Annotated in this window: 17 protein-coding genes; 9 read left to right on the forward strand and 8 right to left on the reverse strand. The window is 73.7% G+C overall.

All coding sequences use genetic code 11. From position 1 onward, the window contains the following. Positions 1-113 precede the first annotated feature (113 nt). Together ACFRCR_RS01490 and phnE are read left to right on the forward strand one after the other, a co-directional pair. Positions 114-1,061, forward strand: a complete 948-nt coding sequence (locus tag ACFRCR_RS01490) for a phosphonate ABC transporter ATP-binding protein (RefSeq protein ID WP_377674900.1) — start codon at positions 114-116, stop codon at positions 1,059-1,061. Then, complete coding sequence (gene phnE, locus ACFRCR_RS01495) at positions 1,058-1,948, forward strand: phosphonate ABC transporter, permease protein PhnE (RefSeq protein ID WP_377674902.1); 891 nt, start codon at positions 1,058-1,060, stop codon at positions 1,946-1,948. Before ACFRCR_RS01490 ends, phnE begins: the two co-directional genes overlap by 4 nt. Before the next feature lie 39 nt (positions 1,949-1,987). Here phnE and ACFRCR_RS01500 read toward each other — a convergent pair whose 3' ends face one another. Beyond that, positions 1,988-2,992, reverse strand: coding sequence for a hypothetical protein (locus ACFRCR_RS01500; RefSeq protein WP_377674904.1), 1,005 nt, complete (start codon positions 2,990-2,992; stop codon positions 1,988-1,990). Positions 2,993-3,179: 187 nt separating this feature from the next. After that, positions 3,180-5,360, reverse strand: coding sequence for a cytochrome c oxidase assembly protein (locus ACFRCR_RS01505; RefSeq protein ID WP_377674906.1), 2,181 nt, complete (start codon positions 5,358-5,360; stop codon positions 3,180-3,182). A gap of 249 nt (positions 5,361-5,609) precedes the next feature. On the opposite strand from ACFRCR_RS01505, the gene ACFRCR_RS01510 reads away from it, so the two are divergent. The 6 genes from ACFRCR_RS01510 (at position 5,610) to ACFRCR_RS01535 (ending at position 11,271) form a co-directional block, all read left to right on the forward strand. Then, on the forward strand, positions 5,610-6,608 hold the full coding sequence (locus tag ACFRCR_RS01510; protein WP_138822335.1) for a MoxR family ATPase: 999 nt from the start codon (positions 5,610-5,612) through the stop codon (positions 6,606-6,608). A gap of 12 nt (positions 6,609-6,620) precedes the next feature. Next, positions 6,621-7,571 carry a DUF58 domain-containing protein gene (locus tag ACFRCR_RS01515; protein WP_377674908.1) on the forward strand — a complete coding sequence of 317 codons (951 nt, stop codon included), beginning with the start codon at positions 6,621-6,623 and terminating at the stop codon, positions 7,569-7,571. Then, positions 7,558-8,097, forward strand: a complete 540-nt coding sequence (locus ACFRCR_RS01520) for a hypothetical protein (protein ID WP_377674910.1) — start codon at positions 7,558-7,560, stop codon at positions 8,095-8,097. The genes ACFRCR_RS01515 and ACFRCR_RS01520 overlap by 14 nt, the downstream gene beginning before the upstream one ends. Beyond that, on the forward strand, positions 8,094-9,164 hold the full coding sequence (locus tag ACFRCR_RS01525; RefSeq protein ID WP_377674912.1) for a VWA domain-containing protein: 1,071 nt from the start codon (positions 8,094-8,096) through the stop codon (positions 9,162-9,164). The genes ACFRCR_RS01520 and ACFRCR_RS01525 overlap by 4 nt, the downstream gene beginning before the upstream one ends. Continuing rightward, positions 9,161-10,210 (forward strand): VWA domain-containing protein, encoded by a 1,050-nt coding sequence (locus tag ACFRCR_RS01530; RefSeq protein WP_377674914.1) that lies wholly within the window; start codon positions 9,161-9,163, stop codon positions 10,208-10,210. Before ACFRCR_RS01525 ends, ACFRCR_RS01530 begins: the two co-directional genes overlap by 4 nt. Before the next feature lie 143 nt (positions 10,211-10,353). Beyond that, positions 10,354-11,271 (forward strand): hypothetical protein, encoded by a 918-nt coding sequence (locus ACFRCR_RS01535; protein WP_377674916.1) that lies wholly within the window; start codon positions 10,354-10,356, stop codon positions 11,269-11,271. Positions 11,272-11,312: 41 nt separating this feature from the next. Here ACFRCR_RS01535 and soxR read toward each other — a convergent pair whose 3' ends face one another. Beyond that, on the reverse strand, positions 11,313-11,801 hold the full coding sequence (gene soxR, locus ACFRCR_RS01540) for a redox-sensitive transcriptional activator SoxR (RefSeq protein ID WP_377674918.1): 489 nt from the start codon (positions 11,799-11,801) through the stop codon (positions 11,313-11,315). Positions 11,802-11,953: 152 nt separating this feature from the next. Between soxR and ACFRCR_RS01545 the strand changes: the two genes are divergently transcribed. Further along, positions 11,954-13,444, forward strand: coding sequence for an MFS transporter (locus ACFRCR_RS01545; RefSeq protein ID WP_377674920.1), 1,491 nt, complete (start codon positions 11,954-11,956; stop codon positions 13,442-13,444). A 9-nt stretch (positions 13,445-13,453) separates the two neighbouring features. Here the strand turns inward: ACFRCR_RS01545 and ACFRCR_RS01550 are convergent, their stop codons facing one another. The 5 genes from ACFRCR_RS01550 to nirB all read right to left on the reverse strand — a co-directional run bounded on the left by ACFRCR_RS01550 (position 13,454) and on the right by nirB (position 19,509). Then, positions 13,454-14,305 carry a sirohydrochlorin chelatase gene (locus tag ACFRCR_RS01550; RefSeq protein ID WP_377674922.1) on the reverse strand — a complete coding sequence of 284 codons (852 nt, stop codon included), beginning with the start codon at positions 14,303-14,305 and terminating at the stop codon, positions 13,454-13,456. Next, positions 14,302-15,405 (reverse strand): uroporphyrinogen-III synthase, encoded by a 1,104-nt coding sequence (locus tag ACFRCR_RS01555; RefSeq protein WP_377674950.1) that lies wholly within the window; start codon positions 15,403-15,405, stop codon positions 14,302-14,304. Before ACFRCR_RS01555 ends, ACFRCR_RS01550 begins: the two co-directional genes overlap by 4 nt. A gap of 92 nt (positions 15,406-15,497) precedes the next feature. Then, positions 15,498-16,361, reverse strand: coding sequence for a uroporphyrinogen-III C-methyltransferase (gene cobA, locus ACFRCR_RS01560; protein WP_377674924.1), 864 nt, complete (start codon positions 16,359-16,361; stop codon positions 15,498-15,500). Positions 16,362-16,387: 26 nt separating this feature from the next. Then, a complete protein-coding gene (nirD, locus tag ACFRCR_RS01565) occupies positions 16,388-16,882 on the reverse strand; it encodes a nitrite reductase small subunit NirD (protein WP_377674926.1) in 495 nt (164 codons plus the stop codon). Next, complete coding sequence (gene nirB / locus ACFRCR_RS01570) at positions 16,879-19,509, reverse strand: nitrite reductase large subunit NirB (protein WP_377674952.1); 2,631 nt, start codon at positions 19,507-19,509, stop codon at positions 16,879-16,881. Before nirB ends, nirD begins: the two co-directional genes overlap by 4 nt. Between the last annotated feature and the right edge of the window lie 68 nt (positions 19,510-19,577).

The raw sequence follows: 19,577 nt of genomic DNA on the forward strand, positions 1-19,577 counted from the left end.
GTCCAGCACCCCGGCGGCACTCCATCGCACCTTCGTCCGGTCGGCCGCGATCCCGGTCGTCCGTCCTGTTCCCCCGCGGGCTCGCGTCCCGCTCCAGCAAGGAGTTGTTCCAGATGGCTTCACACCACGGCGCGCTCGCGCCGGGCTCGCCGGGGCTGCCCGGTGGGCCGGGCGGCTCGGCCGGACCCGGCGCGGCCGAGGGCGTGCTGCACCTGCCCGACGGCGTCCGCTCGCCCGGTCTGCACGTCCGCGACCTGCGGGTCCAGTTCAGCACGCGCTCCGAGGCCGGCGACGCCGTGCTGCGCAGCGCGGTCGACGGCATGGACCTCGACGTCGCGGCGGGCGAGCTCGTCGCGATCCTCGGTGCCAACGGCTGCGGCAAGTCGACGACGCTCAAGTCCGTGATCGGGCTCGCGCCCGTGACGTCGGGCGAGGTGTGGGTCGACGGCGAGCAGGTCCTCCCCCACCACCGGACCTCGGCGGCGGAGCAGCACGAGGCCAGGCGCCGGGTCGCGATGATCTTCCAGCAGGTCAACCTCGTGCGACGGCGCACCGTGCTCGACAACGTGTGCGCCGGAGCGCTCGGGCGGCTGACGCTGCGCCGGTCCCTCGTCGCGTCGCTCTTCCCCCAGGACCTGCGCGCCGAGGCCATGCTCTGCCTCGACCGCGTCGGCCTCGCCGACCGCGCGCTCGACCGCGTCGGCCAGCTCTCGGGCGGGCAGCAGCAGCGCGTGGCCGTCGCGCGCGCCCTGTGCCAGCGGGCGAGCGTCCTGCTGGCCGACGAGCCCACGTCTGCGCTCGATCCCGCGGCCTCGACCCAGGTCATGGAGCTGCTCGCGACCCTCGCGCACGACGAGGGCCTCGCGGTCGTCGCGGTCCTCCACGACCCCGAGCTCGCGCGCGAGCACGCCGACCGACTCGTCGGGATGGTCGCGGGCCGCGAGCGCCTCAACGGTGCGCCGGACGCGGTGACGCGCGACGCCGTCGAGCACCTGTACTCGGCCGAGACGGCGACCGTGACCGTCACCCGGACGACCGTCGGAACGAGGATCTCCGCATGACCGCCACCGCCCCCACCCGCTCGACCCGGCCCCCGCGCGGCGGCTCCCCTGCCCGGGCCGAGGGGCCGTCGCCCGAGAGGCTCGCGCATGTCGTCGTGCCCACGGCCCACCGCTCGGGACGGCAGGTCACGACCTGGGTCACCGCGGGCGCGGTCCTGCTCGGTCTGCACGTCCTCGCCTGGCAGGGCACGGGGTTCTCGATCAGCGCCCTCGTGGGCGGCTGGGAGGGCATGGCCCGGTTCGTCGGCGAGGCGTTCCCGCCCGACCTCGACTGGTCGACCGTCGTGGCCCCGGGGCTCCAGGCCACGCTCGTGACGCTGTGGATCGGGCTGCTCGGGACCACGCTGTCCATCCCGCTCTCGCTCCTGCTCGCAGTGCTCGCCGCGCGCGGCAGCACGCCGGGATCGTTCTGGTACCAGGGGTCGCGCGCGATCCTGTCGTTCTTCCGCGCCGTGCCCGACGTCGTGTTCGCCCTGATCTTCGTGACCGCCGTGGGGCTCGGGCCGTTCGCGGGGGTGCTCGCGCTCGTCGTCCACAACACGGGCGTCATGGGCAAGCTGTGGGCCGAGGCCATGGAGGAGATCGACCCCGGGCCCGCCGACGCGCTGCGCACCAACGGCGCGGGCCGGACCCAGGTCGTCACGCACGCGGTGCTGCCCGCGGTCGTGCCGCAGTTCCTGGGGCTGCTGCTCTACCGGTTCGACGTCAACGTGCGCTCCTCGCTCGTGCTCGGGCTCGTGGGCGCGGGCGGGATCGGGTTCCTCATCAACAAGTCGATCAAGCTGTTCCGGTTCGACGAGATGCTGACCTACATCCTCATGGTGCTCGTGCTGGTGTGGGTCGTGGACCGCTTCTCGTCGTGGGCGAGGGCAAGAATCGCGGTCTGAGGTCTCGGTCCGTCGGTGCCGAGAACGGGGTTGAGGTCGTTATCCGACGGATGGCGGCCTCGATCCCGTTCTCGACTGCGCGGAACCTCGTGCTCGGCCCAGGAAGCTCCGGATCTCCGCTCCCATCCGGCCCTCGACCGCAAGGTCCCGGGCCGTGAAGCGGAGCAGTGCGACGCCTCGCGACGCGACGAGCAGGTTCTGACGCCGCCGGTCCGCGAACAAGGCCTCAGGTGTTCCGTGCACCTCGGCCCCGTCGATCTCGGCGATCAGCCACCTCCCGTCCGGGAGACGCCAGCCCAGGTCACCGCGGGCCAGGAACTGCCCCCCGTCGCCCGAGATCACCACCTGGAGATCGTCGGGCGGGACACCGGCGTCGAGGCAGTCGAGCCGGGCGAAGGTCTCGAGCGGCGACTCGGACCGACGGTCGCTGAGCTCCCACCACGAGTGTGTCCTGGCGATCCCGCGTCGCCCCCGGGCCATGTCGTGCGCACGGTCGAGGCCACGGACGTCGAGCAGGCCCCGGTGCTGTGCGCTGTCCATCAGAGCGACCGCGTAGCGGCGGGCAACCTCCGGGACGGTCTGGGCGAGCGCCCAGTCCGGCGTGGCGACGTACCGGTCGGCGACCCGCGTGACGGTCATCCCGTCGTCGAACTGCCTCAGCAGGATGCCGTCCCGTGAACCCGTCGCGCGCCCGCCGGGGAGCGCCGCCTGCGCGGTGATCCGCAGCGGGAGCCCCTGGACGCCGAGCAGGGCCAGAGCGCACGGGCCGACCGCGATCGCCTCCGGCCCGAAGGCGAGGAGACCGGCCCACGCGGCGCGTCGACGGCGATGGGCCGAGACTGCCGGTCCTTCCCGGCGGTCCGGCGGCACCGGGTCGGTGTCGTGGACGCCACGTGTCACCTGCGTCCAGCGCCGTTGCTCGACGAGCCGAGAACGTCGGTGCGAACGAAGTCCGTGCTCGTCGCACTGCGCCGCCGACACCAGTCCCTCCTGACGGCGCGCGACGACGAGAAGCTCTTCGGGTACCGGGGACAGGTGGCGCATCGAGGCATCCCAGCAGGTGGCGCCGACCACGCGCCGCCGCCCAGCGCCGCCCTGTGGACGACCTCGTACCTGGGGCCCCGGTGGACGACCCTCGACAACGGGAATCTCCGCGGTTCAGAACGGGATTGAGGTCGTCATCCAACGAATGACGACCTCAACCCCGTTCTCGGCACCCAGGGAGCGCCGCTCAGTCCTTGTCCTGCTCCGCCATCTTCGCGAGCATCTTGTTGTACTCGTCCATCTCGACGTCGCCGTCCTTGTCCACGCGGCGGTCTCGGCGCTTGGCGTCCTTCTCGTCGGACCGCGCCCACATGACCGCGACGACGATCGCGAGCGACAGCGTCGGCAGTTCCCCGATGCCCCATGCGACGCCGCCGCCGCGCTGCTGGTCGGCGATCGCGGTGATGCCCCAGTCGTGCCCCATGAGCCCGAACCACTCGGGCACGAGCAGCTGCGTCCCGGTCGTGAGGGACACCCCGAAGAACGCGTGGAACGCCATCGTGACGAGCAGGAGCAGGAGCCGCTGCGGCCAGCCGGGCCGGTGGGGACCGGGGTCGATCCCGACGAGAGCGTTCGCGAACAGGTACCCGGCAAGCGTGAAGTGCAGGAGCATCACGAGGTGTCCGACGTACGTCGTCATCGCGAGCTCGAACGCCGGCGTGTAGTAGAAGACGATCATCGACCCGGCGAAGTTGATCGCCGCGACGATCGGGTTGGCGAAGAACTGCCCCCACTTCGAGGTCACGAGCGCGAGCACCCACTCGCGCGGCCCGCGCGAGCCGTCCTTGCGCACCGGCACGGCCCGCAGCAGCAGGGTCACGGGCGCGGCCAGCACGAGGAAGATGGGCACGACCATCGCGAGCACCATGTGCTGGACCATGTGCGCGCTGAACAGCACGTGGCCGTACACCGCGGGCCCGCCGTTGGTCACCCAGAACAGCACGACGATCCCGGCGCACCACGAGACGATCCGCCCCAGGGGCCACCTGTCGCCGCGCTTCGCGAGCCGCCGGACCCAGCGCAGGTAGACGACGAGGGCCGCGACGCACGCGAACGCGGGCAGCAGGTCCCAGCGCCACTCGGAGAACCAGCGTCCGAGGTCGGGCTCGGGGGGCAGCGGGTGCCCCGTCACGAGCTCGGCCGGGGTCGGGAGCGCGATCGGCTCGTCGGGCACGGGAGGCGCCGTCGACCCGAGCGCGACGGCCACGCCGGACACCGCGCCCATGACGAGCAGCTCGACCGCGACGAGCCGCCAGAACAGCCACGTCGCGGCCTTCTCGGCGGCGGCCTGCGGTCCGCCCTTCCCGTTCTTCTGCCCGACGGCGGAGCCTCCCGCCGTCCCCGGCTCACCCGCCGCGGCGGCGCGGCCGGACGTGCGCGGGCCGCCGGCGGGACCTCCGACGCCCTGGAGCCGCCGGACGACGAGCTCGCGGTGCGCGAACCCGATCGCGCCGAGCACCACGATGAGGCCGATCTTGGTGAGGATGAGCACGCCGTAGTCGGTGCTGAGCCCGGCGAGGCCGCCGAGCCGGATCCAGGCGTTGGCGACGCCCGAGACGGCGACCGCGACGAAGGACCAGCCGGCGATCGAGGAGTAGCGCGCGACCGAGGACGCGAACGCCGTGCGGTCGAGGCCGCCGCGCAGCCGGACGATCGCGAGGACCCCGAGCCCGCCGATCCACAGGGCCGCCCCGCCGAGGTGGAGGAACATCGAGGAGATCGCGAGCTCGTGGCTCGCGGCGCCGGCCGTGTGACCGGTGTTGGCCTGGAACGCGAGGGCCGAGAGGGCGAGCAGCGCCGTCCACAGGGCGCCGGTCGCGGTGCGGACCGCGAACGCGCACGCCGAGGTCAGCGCCGCGACGACGATGACGCCGAGGAGGCTGCGGCCGAGCGAGATCTGCGTGACGAACGCCGCGAGCTGTTCGCCGAACCCGACGCTCGTGACGGGCATGCTCGACAGGACCGAGTAGCGCAGGATCGTCTGGACCACGGTGAGCACGGCCCACACGGCCGAGGCTGCTCCGGCGACCCCGAGGGCCTTGCGCAGCGGCGGCCCGGCAGGCAGCACGCAGGCCGCGAGCACGAGGGAACCGATGGTCAGGGCGATCGCGAGCTCGGTCAGCGTGGTCGAGATCGGCAGCCCCCAGCGCGCGACCGCACCGGGGTCGGCGAACCCTGCGAGGGGTTGGAACGCCCCGGAGAAGGCTCCCGCGGCGACCACCGAGAGGATCGCGACGACCACGGCCGCGGGTCCGGAGAGCACGAGCCACCAGGGGTTGCGGGGTGCGTCGACGAGGCCCCGACCGGGGGCCTGCGCGGCCCGGTCGGGCGCGGTTCCTGAGGTGCTGCGGGGGGCGGTGGCGGTCACCCGACCAGGGTAGGCGGCATGCGGGTCATCGCGGTATTCCCCTCGGGTCGCGGACTCCCGGCGCAGCGCCGTCCGGACGGCACCGGGCGTCCCGACGGGGACCTCTCCCCGTGCCCCGCCTGTGGACGAGGCACCGCGCCGCGAGGCACCCGCTGGCATACTGGGCCGGGTTCGCACGGCGTCCTCCTCGTGAGGGACGGCCGCGACGACATCCCGAGCAGAACCCGAGCGCACGCGAAGGACCTCACCATGGCCACAGGTCACGGCAGCATCTCCACGACCGACCTGGACCGCGCGGGCCACCTGCTCAAGCGCGTCGAGCAGGTGTTCGACCAGCGCGTCGTCGGGCAGGAGGCCCTGCGCACGGCCCTGGTCAGCTCGCTCCTCGCGGGCGGCCACATCCTGCTGGAGTCCGTCCCAGGCCTCGCAAAGACCACTGCCGCCCAGACGCTGGCCGCTGCGATCAACGGGTCGTTCCGCCGTATCCAGTGCACGCCGGACCTCATGCCGAACGACATCGTGGGCACGCAGATCTACAACTACGCGACCGGGTCCTTCACGACGCAGCTCGGACCCGTGCACGCGAACCTCGTCCTGCTCGACGAGATCAACCGGTCGAGCGCCAAGACGCAGTCGGCGATGCTCGAGGCCATGCAGGAGAAGCAGACGTCGATCGGCGGCGAGAACTTCCCGTTGCCCTCGCCGTTCATGGTCCTGGCGACGCAGAACCCCATCGAGGAGGAGGGCACGTACGTGCTGCCCGAGGCCCAGATGGACCGCTTCCTCATGAAGGAGGTGCTGACGTACCCGGCCCCGCAGCAGGAGCTCGAGATCCTCGACCGCATCTCGACGGGCCGCATGTCGGCGCCCATCACGGCCGAGCCGATCAGCATCGACGACGTGGTCTTCCTCCAGCGCCTGGTCGACGACGTGTACGTGGACGAGTCCATCAAGCGCTACATCGTCGACCTCATCAACACGACGCGCCTGTCGGGTCCGCGGCCGGTCCCGGGCCTCGACCGGCACGTGCGGGTCGGCGCGAGCCCGCGAGGCGGGATCGCGCTCATGCGCGTGGGCCAGGCCCTCGCGATCCAGGCCGGGCGCGCGTACGTCGTCCCGGACGACATCAAGGCGGTCCGCTACTCGGTCCTGCGTCACCGCCTGGTGCGCACTTTCGACGCGCTCGCGACCGACGTCGCGCCCGAGCAGCTCATCGACGCCGTGTTCGACGCGGTCCCGACCCCGTAGGGCACGGTCCCCATGACAGACGTGTCGCGACTGGCCCAGGTGCGGGCCAGGCTCGAGCTCCCGCTGGCCCGGCGGGCCTCGGGGCTGCTCGAGGGGCGGCACCGCTCGATCCTCAAGGGGCACGGGCAGGACTTCGACGACCTCCACCTGTACGCACCGGGCGAGGACGTGGGCGACATCGACTGGAAGTCGAGCGCCCGCGCAGGCATCCCCGTGGTGCGCCGGTTCGTGCGGGAGTCCAACGTCAACCTCGTCCTGGTCGTGGACACGGGCCGCAACATGGGGGCGACGGCTGCGAGCGGGGAGCCCAAGGCCGACGTCGTGAGCTTCTGCTGCGCGCTCGTCGCGTACCTCGCGCGCGACCGCGGAGATCGGGTCGCGCTCGTCGCGGCGGATGCCGAGCGCGTGGTCCAGCTTCCCCCTCGGGCCAGCACGCGGGACCTCGAGGTCCTGCTCCGCACGGTCGAGGGCCAGCTGGGCGTCGACGCGCCCGCGAGCGACCTGAACCGCGCTCTCGACCGGGCCTTGAGCGCCTTCCGACGCCGGTCCCTCATGGTCGTCGTGACCGACGAGGCGCGCCCGGGTCCCGAGCACGAACCTCTGCTGCGGCGTCTGCGCGTGCGCCACGAGGTCATGGTCGTCGCGGTCGCGGACCTGTCGCCCGTCGCGGGCGGCCTCGGGCCGGCGGGTGCTGGCCACGGGGCCGCGGCCGATCCGACCGGCCGGCCCTCCCGGCGGGCGACGCAGGTCGCCGACGTCGACGGCACGCTCGACCTGCCGCCGTTCCTGCGTGGTCGCGCGGACGTCGCAGCGGGCGCGGCGCAGGCCGCGCGCGCCCGGCGCGAGTCGGTCGTGGCCCTGCTGCGTTCGCTCGAGACGGAGGCCGTGAGCGTGACCGGGACGCACGACGTCGTGCCGCGCTTCGTCGAGCTGCTGGGGAGGGCCAAGCGTGCCCGACGATGAGCTCTACGCCCCCGCGCTCTACAGCGGCTGGTGGGCGGCCCTCGGGGTGGTCCTCGTGCTGCTGGTCGTGGGCTGGGTCGTGTTCGCGCTGGTGTCCACGCGCGCGTCGGCCCAGGAGAAGGCCTCACGGTTCGCGCCACCCTGGTCGGCCCCGGGCCTCTACGACCCGTTCGCGGGGCTGCGCGTCGAGTTCGAGTCGCGCCTCGACGCGGTCGAGGCGACCTATCTCGCGGGCGGGCTCGACGAGCGCGGTCTGCACCTGGCGCTGTCCAAGGAGGTCCGCGGGTTCGCGTCGGGACGCCTGGGCGTCGACGCCTCGGTGCTGACCCTCTCGGAGATCGAGCACATGACGGGCACGCAGCACCTGACCCGCCTGATCGCCCGGTACTACCACCCGTCGTTCGCGGAGGACGCCGCGCAGGACGTCGTGCAGGCCGTGGGGCCGCCGACCCGGCAGGAGCAGGGCGGCACGCCCACGGGCAAGGAGTCGATCGACCGCGCCCGCTCGGTGGTGAGGACGTGGTGACGCCTGGGCCGCAGGGCGCCTCGATCCTGTGGCCGTGGCTCCTCGCCGCGGTCGTGGTCCTCGCCCTGGCCGCGGGTGCGACGGCGTGGTGGCTCGCGCGCCGGCGTCGGGCGCGGGCGGAGAAGGCGCGGCCCGACGACGTCACGTGGGTCGCGAACTCGTCGTACCTCGCGCAGGTCCCGGCCTTCGCGGCATGGGTGCGCCGTTACCGGACCCTCCAGGTCGCGGGGCTCGTGGGGCTGCTCGTCGCGCTGGTCGGTGTCGGCGCGGTCGCTGCCCGGCCGGTCGAGACGGACCTGGTCGTGGACCGTCTGGGGACCCGGGACATCGTCCTGTGCCTCGACGTGTCGGGCTCCATGACGGCGTACGACGGAGAGATCCTCAAGGTCTACTCGGAGCTCGTGGACAACTTCGAGGGCGAGCGCATCGCGCTGTCGATCTTCAACTCGACGTCGCGCACCGTGTTCCCGCTGACGGACGACTACACCCTGGTCCAGGAGGAGCTCGCGGCGGGCGTCGCGGCGTTCGACAAGGACCCCAGCACGCTCGACTTCAGCAGCGAGCGCGACGAGAAGGACATCCTGGAGTTCCTCACGTACACCGCGGGGACCCTCGCGAACGAGTCGGCGGCGAGCCTCATCGGTGACGGGCTGGCGAACTGCGCGCTGCAGTTCGACGAGGAGACCACCGACCGGTCGCGCTCGATCATCCTCGCGACCGACAACTACGTCGCGGGCGAGCCCATCTACACCCTCGAGGAGGCCGCGGCGCTCGTCGCCTCGCGCGACATCACGCTGCACGGCATCTACGGCGGTTCCGACCTCTACGCGGGCACCCCCGAGGAGACGGGGTACCGCGAGGTCGTCGAGGCCGGCGGCGGCCTGTACTTCCTCGCGGGCGACCCGCAGGCCGTCGAGGGCATGGTCGAGGACGTGGTCGCGCAGCAGGCCGTCGAGCTCGATGCGAGCCCCGAGGTCGTCGTGACGGACCTGCCCACGATCTGGTTCCTCGTCGCGACCGCCGGAGCCGCCCTGCTCGTCGTCGTCGCCTGGAGGTTGCGCGAATGACCTTCCAGCCGCTGATCCCCCTGTGGGCGTGGGCCGCCGTGTTCGTCCCGCTGCTCGGTCTCGCCGGTTGGCAGCTGGCCGTCGCGCTCCGTGGTCCGTCGCGCAGCGCCACCGAGCAGAGCACACCCGCCGGACCGCGCGGCGCGTGGCTCCGGCGCACCGCGCTCGTCGCGGTCCTCGCCGTGATCGGGCTCGGTCCGTCGGTCCCCGTGACGGACCGCGACACGTCGGTCGCGAACGTGGACATGTTCTTCGTGGTCGACCGCACAGGCTCCATGGCGGCCGAGGACTTCGACGGCACGAACGAGCGCCTCGTGGGCGTGCGGCACGACGTCGCGGGCCTCACGGCCGACATCCCGGGGGCGCGCTACTCGATCATCTCGTTCGACTCGCAGGCCAGCCGCCAGGTCCCGCTCACGACCGACGCCCGGGCCATCACGTCGTGGGCCGACACGTTCAAGCGCGAGATCACGCTCTACTCCAAGGGGTCGCTCACCGACCGCCCCCTCGACGCGCTCCGTTCCGCGCTCGAGGGGGCCGCGACGGACCGCCCGGCCAACGTCCGCCTGGTGTTCTTCCTGTCGGACGGCGAGCAGACCGCGGACGGCGAGCCCCGGTCGTTCGAGGACCTCGCACCGTTCGTCGACGGCGGCGCCGTCCTCGGCTACGGCACCCCGGAGGGCGGGCGCATGAAGGAGTACATGCCGGGCGAGGACCCGGCGACGGCCGAGTACCTGCGGGACCCGTCGCGCGCGACCCTCGACGACCCCGACTCGCCCGACGCGCTCTCGGTGATCGACGAGGACAACCTGCGGGCGATCGCCACCCAGCTGGGTGTGCCGTACGTGCACCGCGAGACCACGGGCCCGACGGCGGAGCTCGTCGCGGGTGTCGACCCTCAGCAGGTCGCGGCGGACGGCAGGCGCCTGGTCACGGCCTACCGTCCGGTCGTGTGGCCGTTCGCCCTCGTGGGCGCCGTGCTGCTCGGCTTCGAGGCGTGGACAGCGGGCCGGTCGGCCTCGCGTCGGGTGGGGGTGCGCGCATGAGCGGCGACGGCCGGCCGCCGCAGCCTCCTCAGCCGCCGCCGTCGTGGGGCGGTCCCGACGCGCCCGGCGACCGGCGACCGGTGCACGGAGGCTCGCCGTTCCCGGCACCTCGGCCCGGCACGCTCTCCCCCCAGGGTGCGGCGATGCGCACGAGGCGGCTGCGCCGTCGGTCACTGCTGCTCCTCCTGCCCCTTCCCCTGCTGGTCGCCGCGCTCGTGCTCGGCGCCAAGCTGGTCTCCCTCCCGGTGGTCGCGTCCTACGCGTCCGGGCGCTACGACGCGGGCGACTACACCGACGCCGCGGCGAGCTTCGGGCTCCAGAAGACGATGAACCTCGTCGACCCGTGGAAGGCGTGGTTCAACACCGGAACCGCGGCCCACCGTGCGGGCGACGACACGGCCGCCATCTCCGACCTGCACCGCGCCTACGACCTCGCCGAGGACGAGGAGCCCATGGTCCGCTGCCAGGTCCAGGTCAACCTGTCGATCTCCTACGAGACCTCGGGCGACTACGAGACGATCATGGGCGAGGACCTCCTGGCACAGAAGGCCGCGCTCGAGCACGCGCTCGCGGCACGGGACGCGGGCGAGGACTACGACCAGTACGTCATCGACCCCTACGGCACGGGCGAGGAGCTCGATCCCCAGGACCTCCAGGACGAGGCCTCCCAGTGGTTCTCGTTCGCCGAACGCTCCTTCGCGACGGCCGAGCAGGTCCGCGGCTGGCCGGGCTGCGAGGAGCAGACGCCCGAGGAGAAGGAGCAGAACGAGGCGTCCGTCCAGCGTCTGCAGGACAAGCAGCAGCGGGCGAAGGACGCGCAGCCGCAGGAGCCCCAGGACCCGCAGGGTGGTTCGCAGGGCGAGGAGCCGCCCGAGAACGACCAGAGCGACCAGAGCGAGCAGGAGCGGGCCGAGGCCGAGCGGCAGGAGAAGCTCCAGCAGCAGAACTCCGAGGCCCGCGACGACGAGGACCAGAGCCGGCAGGAGTACCAGGAGTACTTCGGCGGCGAGGACCCCGACGACGGGTCGGGCGACGGCGGAGGGTCCTCGAAGAACTGGTGAGCCGCCGCGCTCGGCGTCCCCTCGGCGTCCCCTCGGCGTCCTCAGTCGTCGAGACCCTCGACGAGCAGGGTCCGTGGTCCGGGGCCCTCCTCGGCGAGCACGTCGTGCGGGTTGGCCAGGACGCACTTGCGCAGGGAGAGGCACCCGCACCCGATGCAGTCGGTGAGGTGGTCGCGCAGTCGCACGAGCTGTTCGATCCGTGCGTCGAGGTCGGCGTGCCACATCCGGGACAGCCGCCGCCAGTCCTTGGCCGTCGGGGTCCGGTTCTGCGGGAGCGTCCCGAGGGCCTCGCGAACCAGCGCGAGCGGGATGCCGACGCGCTGCGAGACCCGGATGAACGAGACGCGTCGCAGGGTCTCGCGCGGGAAACGGCGCTGGTTGCCCGGGGTGCGGCGTGCTGTGAGCAGACCCTCGCGCTCGTAGAAGTGCAGGGCCGACACCGAGACGCCGCTGCGTCGCGCGAGCTCACCGACCGTGAGCTCGTCGTCCGGGTGGGGCCCGTCATCGGGGTGGGGCCCGTCGTCAGGCATGATTGCTCCAGGCATTCGTCGCTCCGTCCATCGTCGGGACGGATCCGCTTGACCTCGACAATGGTTGAGGTTCGAGACTAGTCGAAGCGCTCGATCGAGCACACACCTTCCGCGCAACCCCCACGGGTCCGCGCCCACCCCTGCGAGGAATCATGGAACCGCCACGCCCAGAGGCTCCCGACGCCGCGGTCGCCGCCGCGATCGGCGACGCCCCCCACACCTCGCCCGCACGCACGACGACCACGGCCACCACGGCGGTCGAGGCCGTCGAGACTTCCGACGCGACGCCCGCTCCCGCCGGCGCGGGCCTGTCCCCCGCGACCCAGCGGACGGTCCTCGTCGGCATGGTGGCCCTGGTCCTGCTCGGCGCCTTCGAGGCCCTCGCCGTGGCGACCGCGATGCACACGGTCGCGACGGCGCTCGACGGCATGGCGCTCTACGCCGTCGCGTTCGCGGGCTCGATCGCCGCGAGCGTCGTCGGCATGGTCGCCGCAGGCCGGTGGTGCGACCGGTTCGGGCCGAGCCCGTCGCTGTGGGGTGGCGTAGGCATGTTCCTCGCGGGGCTGGTCGTCTCGGGGCTCGCCCCGACCATGGGGGTCTTCGTCGCAGGACGCGTGGTGCAGGGGCTCGGCACGGGGATGTACATCGTGGCCCTGTACGTGCTCGTCGCCCGCGTCTTCCCCGAGGCACGGCGACCTGCGGTGTTCGCGGCGTTCGCCGCGGCGTGGGTCGTGCCGTCGCTCGTCGGTCCCGTGATCTCGGGACTCATGGTCCAGCACCTCGGGTGGCGCTGGGTCTTCCTCGCGGTGCCCGTGCTCGCCGTCCCGGCCGTGCTCATGATGCGCCCGGGCCTGCGGGCCGTCGACCGTGACCGCCGCGAGGTCACCTCCGACGCGGCCGGCAACGCAGCCCTGTGGTGGGCCGTGGCCGCCGCGGTGGGGATCGGGCTGCTGCACTTCGCCGGCCAGCAGGAGGGGGTACGGCTGTACGTCCCGCTCGTCGTGGCGCTCGCGCTCGTCGTCGTCGCCGTCCCGCGCCTGCTCCCTCGCGGCACCGCGCGCGCCGCCCGTGGCCTCCCGTCGGTCATCGCGATCCGCGGACTCGTCGCCGCGGCCTTCACCGGGACCGAGGTCCTGCTCCCCCTGCTCCTCCAGTCCGAGCGCGCCCTGTCCCCGACCCTGGCAGGCGGCATCCTCACCTTCGGGGCGATCGGCTGGTCGGTCGGCGCGTGGCTGCGCGGGAAGGCGCACTGGGGCTGGTCGCACGCGCAGTTCGTGCTCATCGGGTCGCTGTTCGTCGCGGGCGGGATCTCCGGCACGGTGCTGCTCGCCTGGTCCGCGGTGCCGCCGATCGTCGGCATGCTCGCCTGGACGTTCGCAGGCCTGGGCATGGGCCTGGTCCACCCGACGCTCTCGGTGCTCACGCTCGCGTTGTCCCCCGAGGACCAGCAGGGCGCGAACAGCTCGGCGCTCCAGGTGTCCGACGCCCTGTCCGCGGCCATCGCGCTCGCCGTGACGGGCTCGATGCTCGTGGTGCTGCGCGAACCCCTGGGGCTCTGGGCGTACGTCGTGTGCTTCGGTGTGATGGTCTCGATCGCGCTGTTCGCGGCGTTCATCTCGCCGCGGACCCGGGTCCCGGCCTGAGCGCTCGTGTCAGCTGCCCGCGAGCGCCCTGACGCCCTCGGTGTAGCGGTCGAGCACGATCGCCGTCAGGCGGGCGTCGGGTGCGAGCGGGGCGGTGACGAGGTCGGCGCCCGTCTCGAGCAGCCGGTCGTGGAAGAAGCCGGGAGCGAGCAGGTAGGCGGCGACGACCACGCGCGGAGCGGGTGTGCCCGTCCCGCCCGGGGCTGTCGCGGCGAGCGTCTCGCGGGCGGCCCCGACGGCGTCGCGCACCGTCGGGGTCGCCATGGCGCCGAACCCCACCGTGACGGGGCCGTCGTGGTGCGCGCGCAGGAACTCGGCGACCGCCTCGACGTCGCGTGCGGCGCCCGCCTTGCTCGACCCGGCCGCGGCCAGGACCACGGCGTCGTGCGGACGGACCCCGGCCTCGGCCAGGCGGTCGGCGAGGATCTCGGCGAGGCGCGGGTCGGGGCCGAGGGCGCGGGCCGCGGTCCCCGCTCCGTGCTGAGGGCCGCGGCCCTCGTGCTCGGGCGAGACGGCCTCGGTGATGTCGACGTTCACGTGGAAGCCCGTGGACAGCAGGAGCGGCACGACGACGGCCGCCCCGCCGGGGCCCTCGCCCGCGGCGGGCGGCGCGACGGCCTGCGTGACGACGGCGGCGACCTCGGGCTGCTGGACGTCGACGAACGCCTCACGCACGTCGAGGTCGGGGCGGGTCGCGCGGACGTCGTCGAGGATCGCGCGGATCGCAGCCTGGCCGTCCGGGTTGTTGGTGCCGTGCGAGCACCCGACGAGAACGGGGCCGCCGACGCCGCTCGGGGCGCTGACGGACGGCGCGCTCCCCTCGGTCGCGTCAGAGGGGAACCCCAGGATCTCCGTGCTCATGCCAGCTCCAGTCGATAGCCACGTTTGACGACGGTCTTGACGAGGGTGCGGTCGCCGACCGCCTCGCGCAACCGGGCGACCGCGACCTCGGCGGCGTGCGGGTCGCGCGATGCGCCGGGCAGCGCCGCGAGGACCTGGTCCCGTGTCACGACGTCCCCCGCCCGGTTCCCGGCGCGCGCGGCCAGCAGCCGCAGGACCTCGAGGCCCGAGGGCGAGAGCGGCAGGACGCGGCCGTCGAGCACCGCGACGCGCGAGCGGATCTGCAGGTTGCCCGCGACGGTCACGAGCGCGAGCGTCTCGGCGTGCTCGTAGTGCCCGACGAGCGTGCGCACCAGCGCGCCGAGGCGGCCGCGGTCCGGCTGGAGCGTCGGGATGCCGCGGTGCGCGAGGGGGCGGGCCGTGATGGGGCCGACCGCCGCGGCGATCATGGCGCCGCCCGCGAAGCGTGCGACGACGGCGTCCCCGACGCCCTCCGACTCGGCCGCCGCGAGCCAGGCCTCGGCGCCCGGGGCCGACGTGAAGACGACCGCGTCGATCTCGCCGGCCGCGGCGGCGTGGACCGAAGCGCGCAGCGCCGCCTCGTCGGGCGGCGGCCCCCAGCGGTACACGATGAGGCTCGCGACGTCGGCCCCCGCCTGTGCGAAGACCACGTCGAGGCCGTCCGCCCCCGCGCCGTGGTGCTGGACCGCGATCCGCAGCCCGTCGACCCCCTCGCCGAGCAGGACGTCCGCGATCTCGCCCGACGTCTCGGACTCGGCGACCCAGTCGGCCTGGAGGCCCGCGGCCTGGATCGCGCCGCGCGCCTTGGGGCCGCGCGCGACCAGGCGGGCCCGGCTCATGACGGCCAGCAGCTCGTCGGCCAGGCCGTGCGCGTCGGCGGCCTCGATCCAGCCGCGGAACCCGATGCCCGTCGTGACGACCACGACGTCGGGCGGGTGCGCGACCAGGTCCCGCGTGCCCGCGAGCAGCGCCTCGTCGTCCTCGTTGGGCACCATGCTCAGGGCCGGTGCGTGCCGCACCTCGGCGCCCCGGCGGGAGAGCGCCGCGGCGAGCTCGGCCGACCGGCGGTCGGCCGTGACGAGGACCGTGCAGCCGGCCATGACCTGACCCAGCGCGGGGCGGTGTCCGCCGGTGGGCTCGTCCGTGACGTCCGAGACGTCCGTGACGTCCGTGACGTCCGTGACCTGGTCCGTCACAGGGCGGGCTCCGGCACGAGGGCGGACAGGACGGGCAGCGGTGCCAAGGCGTCCGGGACGAGCAGGCCCTCGGCCGCGACGTCCCCCACGACGACGACCGCAGGCGCACGGACCCCGACCTCGGCCGCACGACCCACGAGCGTCCCGAGCGTCGCGCGCGTGACCCTCTGGTGCTGCGTGGAACCGGACTCGACCACGGCGACGGGCGTGGCGGCGTCGGCCCCGGCGGTGACCGCCTGGTCCGTGATCTCGCTCAGCATCGACATTCCCATGAGGATCACCAGGGTAGCCGTGCGGTCGCGCACCGCGGCCAGCGCGACCACGCCCAGGGGCTCGTGACCGTTGACGACCAGGAACGCTCCGACCGTCCCGCGGTGGGTGAGAGGGATGCCCGCGAGCGCCGGGACGGACAGGGCGCTGCTCACACCGGGCACGACCTCGACCGGGACGCCCGCGGCCCGGCACGCGAGGACCTCCTCGCCACCCCGCCCGTAGACGAACGGGTCGCCGCCCTTGAGCCGCACGACCCGTCGCCCGCGGCGGGCCTGCTCGACGAGGATCGCGTTGATCTCGTGCTGCGGGACGGGGTGGTGGCCCGGGGACTTGCCGACGTCGACGACCTCGACGCCCGCGGGCAGGTCCGCGAGGACCTCGGTGGGTCCCAGCCGGTCGGTCACGACGACGTCGGCGCCCGCGAGCGCGCGCCAGGCACGCAGCGTGAGGAGGTCGGCGGCACCCGGCCCGCCGCCCACGAGCACGACCGAGCCGCCGGGCACGGTGCCGCCGGTGCCGCCGGTGCCGCCGGTGCCGCCGGTGCCGCCGGTGCCGCCGGTGCCGCCGGTGCCGCCGGTGCCGAGCATGTGGTTACCGTCCGCCGAGGGGGGCGTCACGGGGTGGGGCCGGTCGGGGTGGAGCCGGTCGGGGTGGGGCCGGGCCGCGCCGCGACGTGCACGACGCCGTCGCGCACCTCGACGGGCCACGTCGCCAGGTCGGCTCCCGCCGCGAGCACCGGGAGAAACCCGACGTGGTCGAGGCACTCCCCCGTCTCGAGCGCGAAGACCTGCTTGTACATCGGGGACGCGACGGTCGGCACCCCGCGGCGCGTGCCGACGATGCCGCGCGACATGACGTTCGCACCGCTGAACGGGTCGAGCTGCTGGACCGCGAGCACGCGGTCGTCGGTCAGGCGGAAGAGCGCGACCTGGTTCCCGCCGACGAGCGCTGCGGCTCCGCGCTCGACCGCGAGGTCCGCTACCCCGCACACGGGCTGCCACACCCGGGCGGCCTGTGCGTCCTCCCCCGCGCCACCCGGCGCAGCCGCCGTGCCCCTCGTGCCCCTCGTGCCCGTCGTGCCCGTCGTGCCCGTGGTCTGCGCGCTCATGCCCGTACCTCCAGCGTCGTCCCGGCGATCAGCACCGCGCCCGCGGCGCCCGCACGCTCCGCGGTCGTCGCCGGGCGAGGCTGCCCGCGCTCGGCCACGTAGGCGAGGTCCGGGTCCGGCGTCGTGGGTGCGTTGACGAACGACCCGAACCGCCTGAGCTTCTCGGGGTCCTCCAGGACCGCGCGCCACTCGTCCTCGTACGCGTCCACGTGGAGCGCCATCGCGGCGTCGAGGTCCGCCGCGATGCCCAGCGAGTCCTCGAGGATCACGGCGCGGATCCCGTCGAGGCCCCCCTCGACCTCGTCGACCCACACCGACGTGCGCTGGAGCCGGTCGGCGGTGCGGACGTAGTAGAGGAGGAAGCGGTCGATCGTCCTGATCAGCGCCCCGTCGTCGAGGTCCTCCGCGAGGAGCCGCGCGTGCCGGGGCGTGAAGCCGCCGTTGCCGCCCACGTACACGTTCCAGCCCTTGTCGGTCGCGATGACCCCGACGTCCTTGCCGCGAGCCTCGGCGCACTCGCGCGCGCAGCCCGAGACGCCGAGCTTGATCTTGTGCGGCGAGCGCAGACCGCGATACCGCAGCTCGAGACGCACGGCCATGCCCACCGAGTCCTGCACCCCGAACCGGCACCACGTCGACCCGACGCACGACTTCACGGTCCGCAGCGACTTCCCGTACGCCTGCCCCGACTCCATGCCCGCGTCGACCAGGCGGCGCCAGATCAGCGGGAGCTGCTCGATCCGCGCCCCGAACATGTCGATCCGTTGGCCGCCCGTGATCTTGGTGTAGAGCCCGAAGTCCTTCGCGACCTGCCCGATCACGAGCAGCCCCTCGGGCGTGATCTCCCCGCCCGGGATGCGCGGGACCACCGAGTACGTGCCGTCCTTCTGCATGTTCGCCATGACGTGGTCGTTGGTGTCCTGGAGCGCGGCCTGCTCGCCCGTCAGGATGTGACCGTTGCCCAGCGAGGCCAGGACCGATGCCACGACCGGCTTGCAGATGTCGCACCCACGACCAGGACCCGCGCCCGGGAGCCCGGCCGGGGCGACGCCGTCGGGCATCTCCGCGACCCGGGCCGGGACACGACCGAACCGCGCGATGATCTCGCTGAACGTGTGCAGGTCCGCGACGCGGACCGCGTCGAAGAGCTGCGCCCGCGAGAGCTCGAAGTGCTCGCACAGCGCGTTCGAGACCTCGATGCCGGCCTTCTCGAGCTCGGTCGACGTGAGCTTCTTGACGAGCGGGAGGCACGAGCCGCAGCTCGTGCCCGCCCGGGTGCAGGTCTTGACCGCGGCGACGTCGGTGCACGCGTGCTCGGTCACGGCCCCGCGGACCGTGCCCGCGGTGACGTTGTTGCACGAGCAGACCGTGGCGTCGTCGGGCAGCTCGAGCCCTGCTGCGCCGCCGCCCGCGGCCCCCTCGGGCAGGAGGAACGAGCCGGGGTCGCCGGGCAGCTCGCGCCCCAGCATGGGCCGTAGGGCCGCGTACGGCGACGCGTCGCCCACGAACACGCCGCCCAGGAGCGTGCGCGCGTCGTCGGACAGGACGAGCTTCTTGTAGACGCCCGCGACGGGGTCCGCCCAGACGAGCTCCATGGCGCCCTCGGTGCGCGCGAACGCGTCGCCGAAGCTCGCGACGTCCACGCCCCGCAGCTTGAGCCTGGTCGCGGTGTCCGCGCCCGGGAACGTCGCCCCGCCGCCCAGCAACCGGTCCACGACGACCTCGGCCATCGCGTAGCCCGGGGCCACGAGCCCCAGGCACCGGCCCTCGATGCACGCGACCTCGCCGACCGCCCACACGTGCGGGTCCGGCGTGCGGCACGACAGGTCGACGACCGCTCCCCCGCGCTCGCCGACCGGCAGGCCTGCGGCCCGGGCCAGCTCGTCGCGCGGCCGGACGCCCGTCGCCAGGACCACGACGTCGACGTCGAGGCGCCCGCCGTCCACGAAGTCGAGGCGGCCCACGTGACCCGTGGTGCGCGCAGGCCGCATCTGCTGGGTCGCTGTGCTCACGCGCACCGTGATGCCCCGGTCGTTGATGAGGCGCCCGAGCGCCTGCCCGCCGCCCAGGTCGACCTGCGCGTCCATGAGGTGCGTGCCGAACTGGACGACCGTCGCCTGCGCGCCGAGCGCCGTGAGGGCGCCCGCGGCCTCGAGCCCCAGGAGCCCGCCACCGATGACGGCGCCGCGCACCGGGCGGTCGTACGACGCCCCCGAGCGTTCCGCGCGCTTGGCCTCGACCCACCCACGCAGGGCCGCGACGTCGTCGATCGTGCGGTACACGAAAACGCCCGGCAGGTCGTTGCCCGGGATCGGGGGCCGCGCCGCGTCCGAGCCCGTGGCGAGCACGAGCTCGTCGTAGTCGTGGACCCGGCCCAGGCGGTCCGTGACCTGGCGGGCCTCACGGTCGATCGAGTCGATGCGACAGTCGCGCACCAGGCGCACGAGCGGGTCGTCCCACAGCGCGGGGTCCCCGAGGTTGAGCTCCTCGGGGTCGCGCGCCGAGAAGTAGGAGGTGAGCGCGACGCGGTCGTACGGGGAGCGGGGTTCCTCGGCGAAGACGGTGACCCGCCACTCGCCGGCGGTGTCACGGGCACGCAATGCCTCGACGAGACGCTGGGCGACCATGCCGCCGCCGACGACCACGAGGTGACGGGGAGAGCTCGATGATGCGGTCACGGGGGCTCCTGGGGGGT

The sequence above is a fragment of the Oerskovia sp. NPDC056781 genome, assembly GCF_042789955.1.
Classification (GTDB): domain Bacteria; phylum Actinomycetota; class Actinomycetes; order Actinomycetales; family Cellulomonadaceae; genus Oerskovia; species Oerskovia rustica.

What these genes read in the sequence shown, in the direction of transcription:
- ACFRCR_RS01490 (WP_377674900.1), top strand. Translation starts at nt 114, where the DNA reads ATGGCTTCACACCACGGCGCGCTCGCGCCGGGCTCGCCGGGGCTGCCC.
- phnE (WP_377674902.1), top strand. Translation starts at nt 1,058, where the DNA reads ATGACCGCCACCGCCCCCACCCGCTCGACCCGGCCCCCGCGCGGCGGC.
- ACFRCR_RS01500 (WP_377674904.1), bottom strand. Translation starts at nt 2,992, where the DNA reads ATGCGCCACCTGTCCCCGGTACCCGAAGAGCTTCTCGTCGTCGCGCGC.
- ACFRCR_RS01510 (WP_138822335.1), top strand. Translation starts at nt 5,610, where the DNA reads ATGGCCACAGGTCACGGCAGCATCTCCACGACCGACCTGGACCGCGCG.
- ACFRCR_RS01515 (WP_377674908.1), top strand. Translation starts at nt 6,621, where the DNA reads ATGACAGACGTGTCGCGACTGGCCCAGGTGCGGGCCAGGCTCGAGCTC.
- ACFRCR_RS01530 (WP_377674914.1), top strand. Translation starts at nt 9,161, where the DNA reads ATGACCTTCCAGCCGCTGATCCCCCTGTGGGCGTGGGCCGCCGTGTTC.
- ACFRCR_RS01535 (WP_377674916.1), top strand. Translation starts at nt 10,354, where the DNA reads ATGCGCACGAGGCGGCTGCGCCGTCGGTCACTGCTGCTCCTCCTGCCC.
- soxR (WP_377674918.1), bottom strand. Translation starts at nt 11,801, where the DNA reads ATGCCTGACGACGGGCCCCACCCCGATGACGGGCCCCACCCGGACGAC.
- ACFRCR_RS01545 (WP_377674920.1), top strand. Translation starts at nt 11,954, where the DNA reads ATGGAACCGCCACGCCCAGAGGCTCCCGACGCCGCGGTCGCCGCCGCG.
- ACFRCR_RS01550 (WP_377674922.1), bottom strand. Translation starts at nt 14,305, where the DNA reads ATGAGCACGGAGATCCTGGGGTTCCCCTCTGACGCGACCGAGGGGAGC.
- ACFRCR_RS01555 (WP_377674950.1), bottom strand. Translation starts at nt 15,405, where the DNA reads ATGGCCGGCTGCACGGTCCTCGTCACGGCCGACCGCCGGTCGGCCGAG.
- cobA (WP_377674924.1), bottom strand. Translation starts at nt 16,361, where the DNA reads ATGCTCGGCACCGGCGGCACCGGCGGCACCGGCGGCACCGGCGGCACC.
- nirD (WP_377674926.1), bottom strand. Translation starts at nt 16,882, where the DNA reads ATGAGCGCGCAGACCACGGGCACGACGGGCACGACGGGCACGAGGGGC.
- nirB (WP_377674952.1), bottom strand. Translation starts at nt 19,509, where the DNA reads ATGGTCGCCCAGCGTCTCGTCGAGGCATTGCGTGCCCGTGACACCGCC.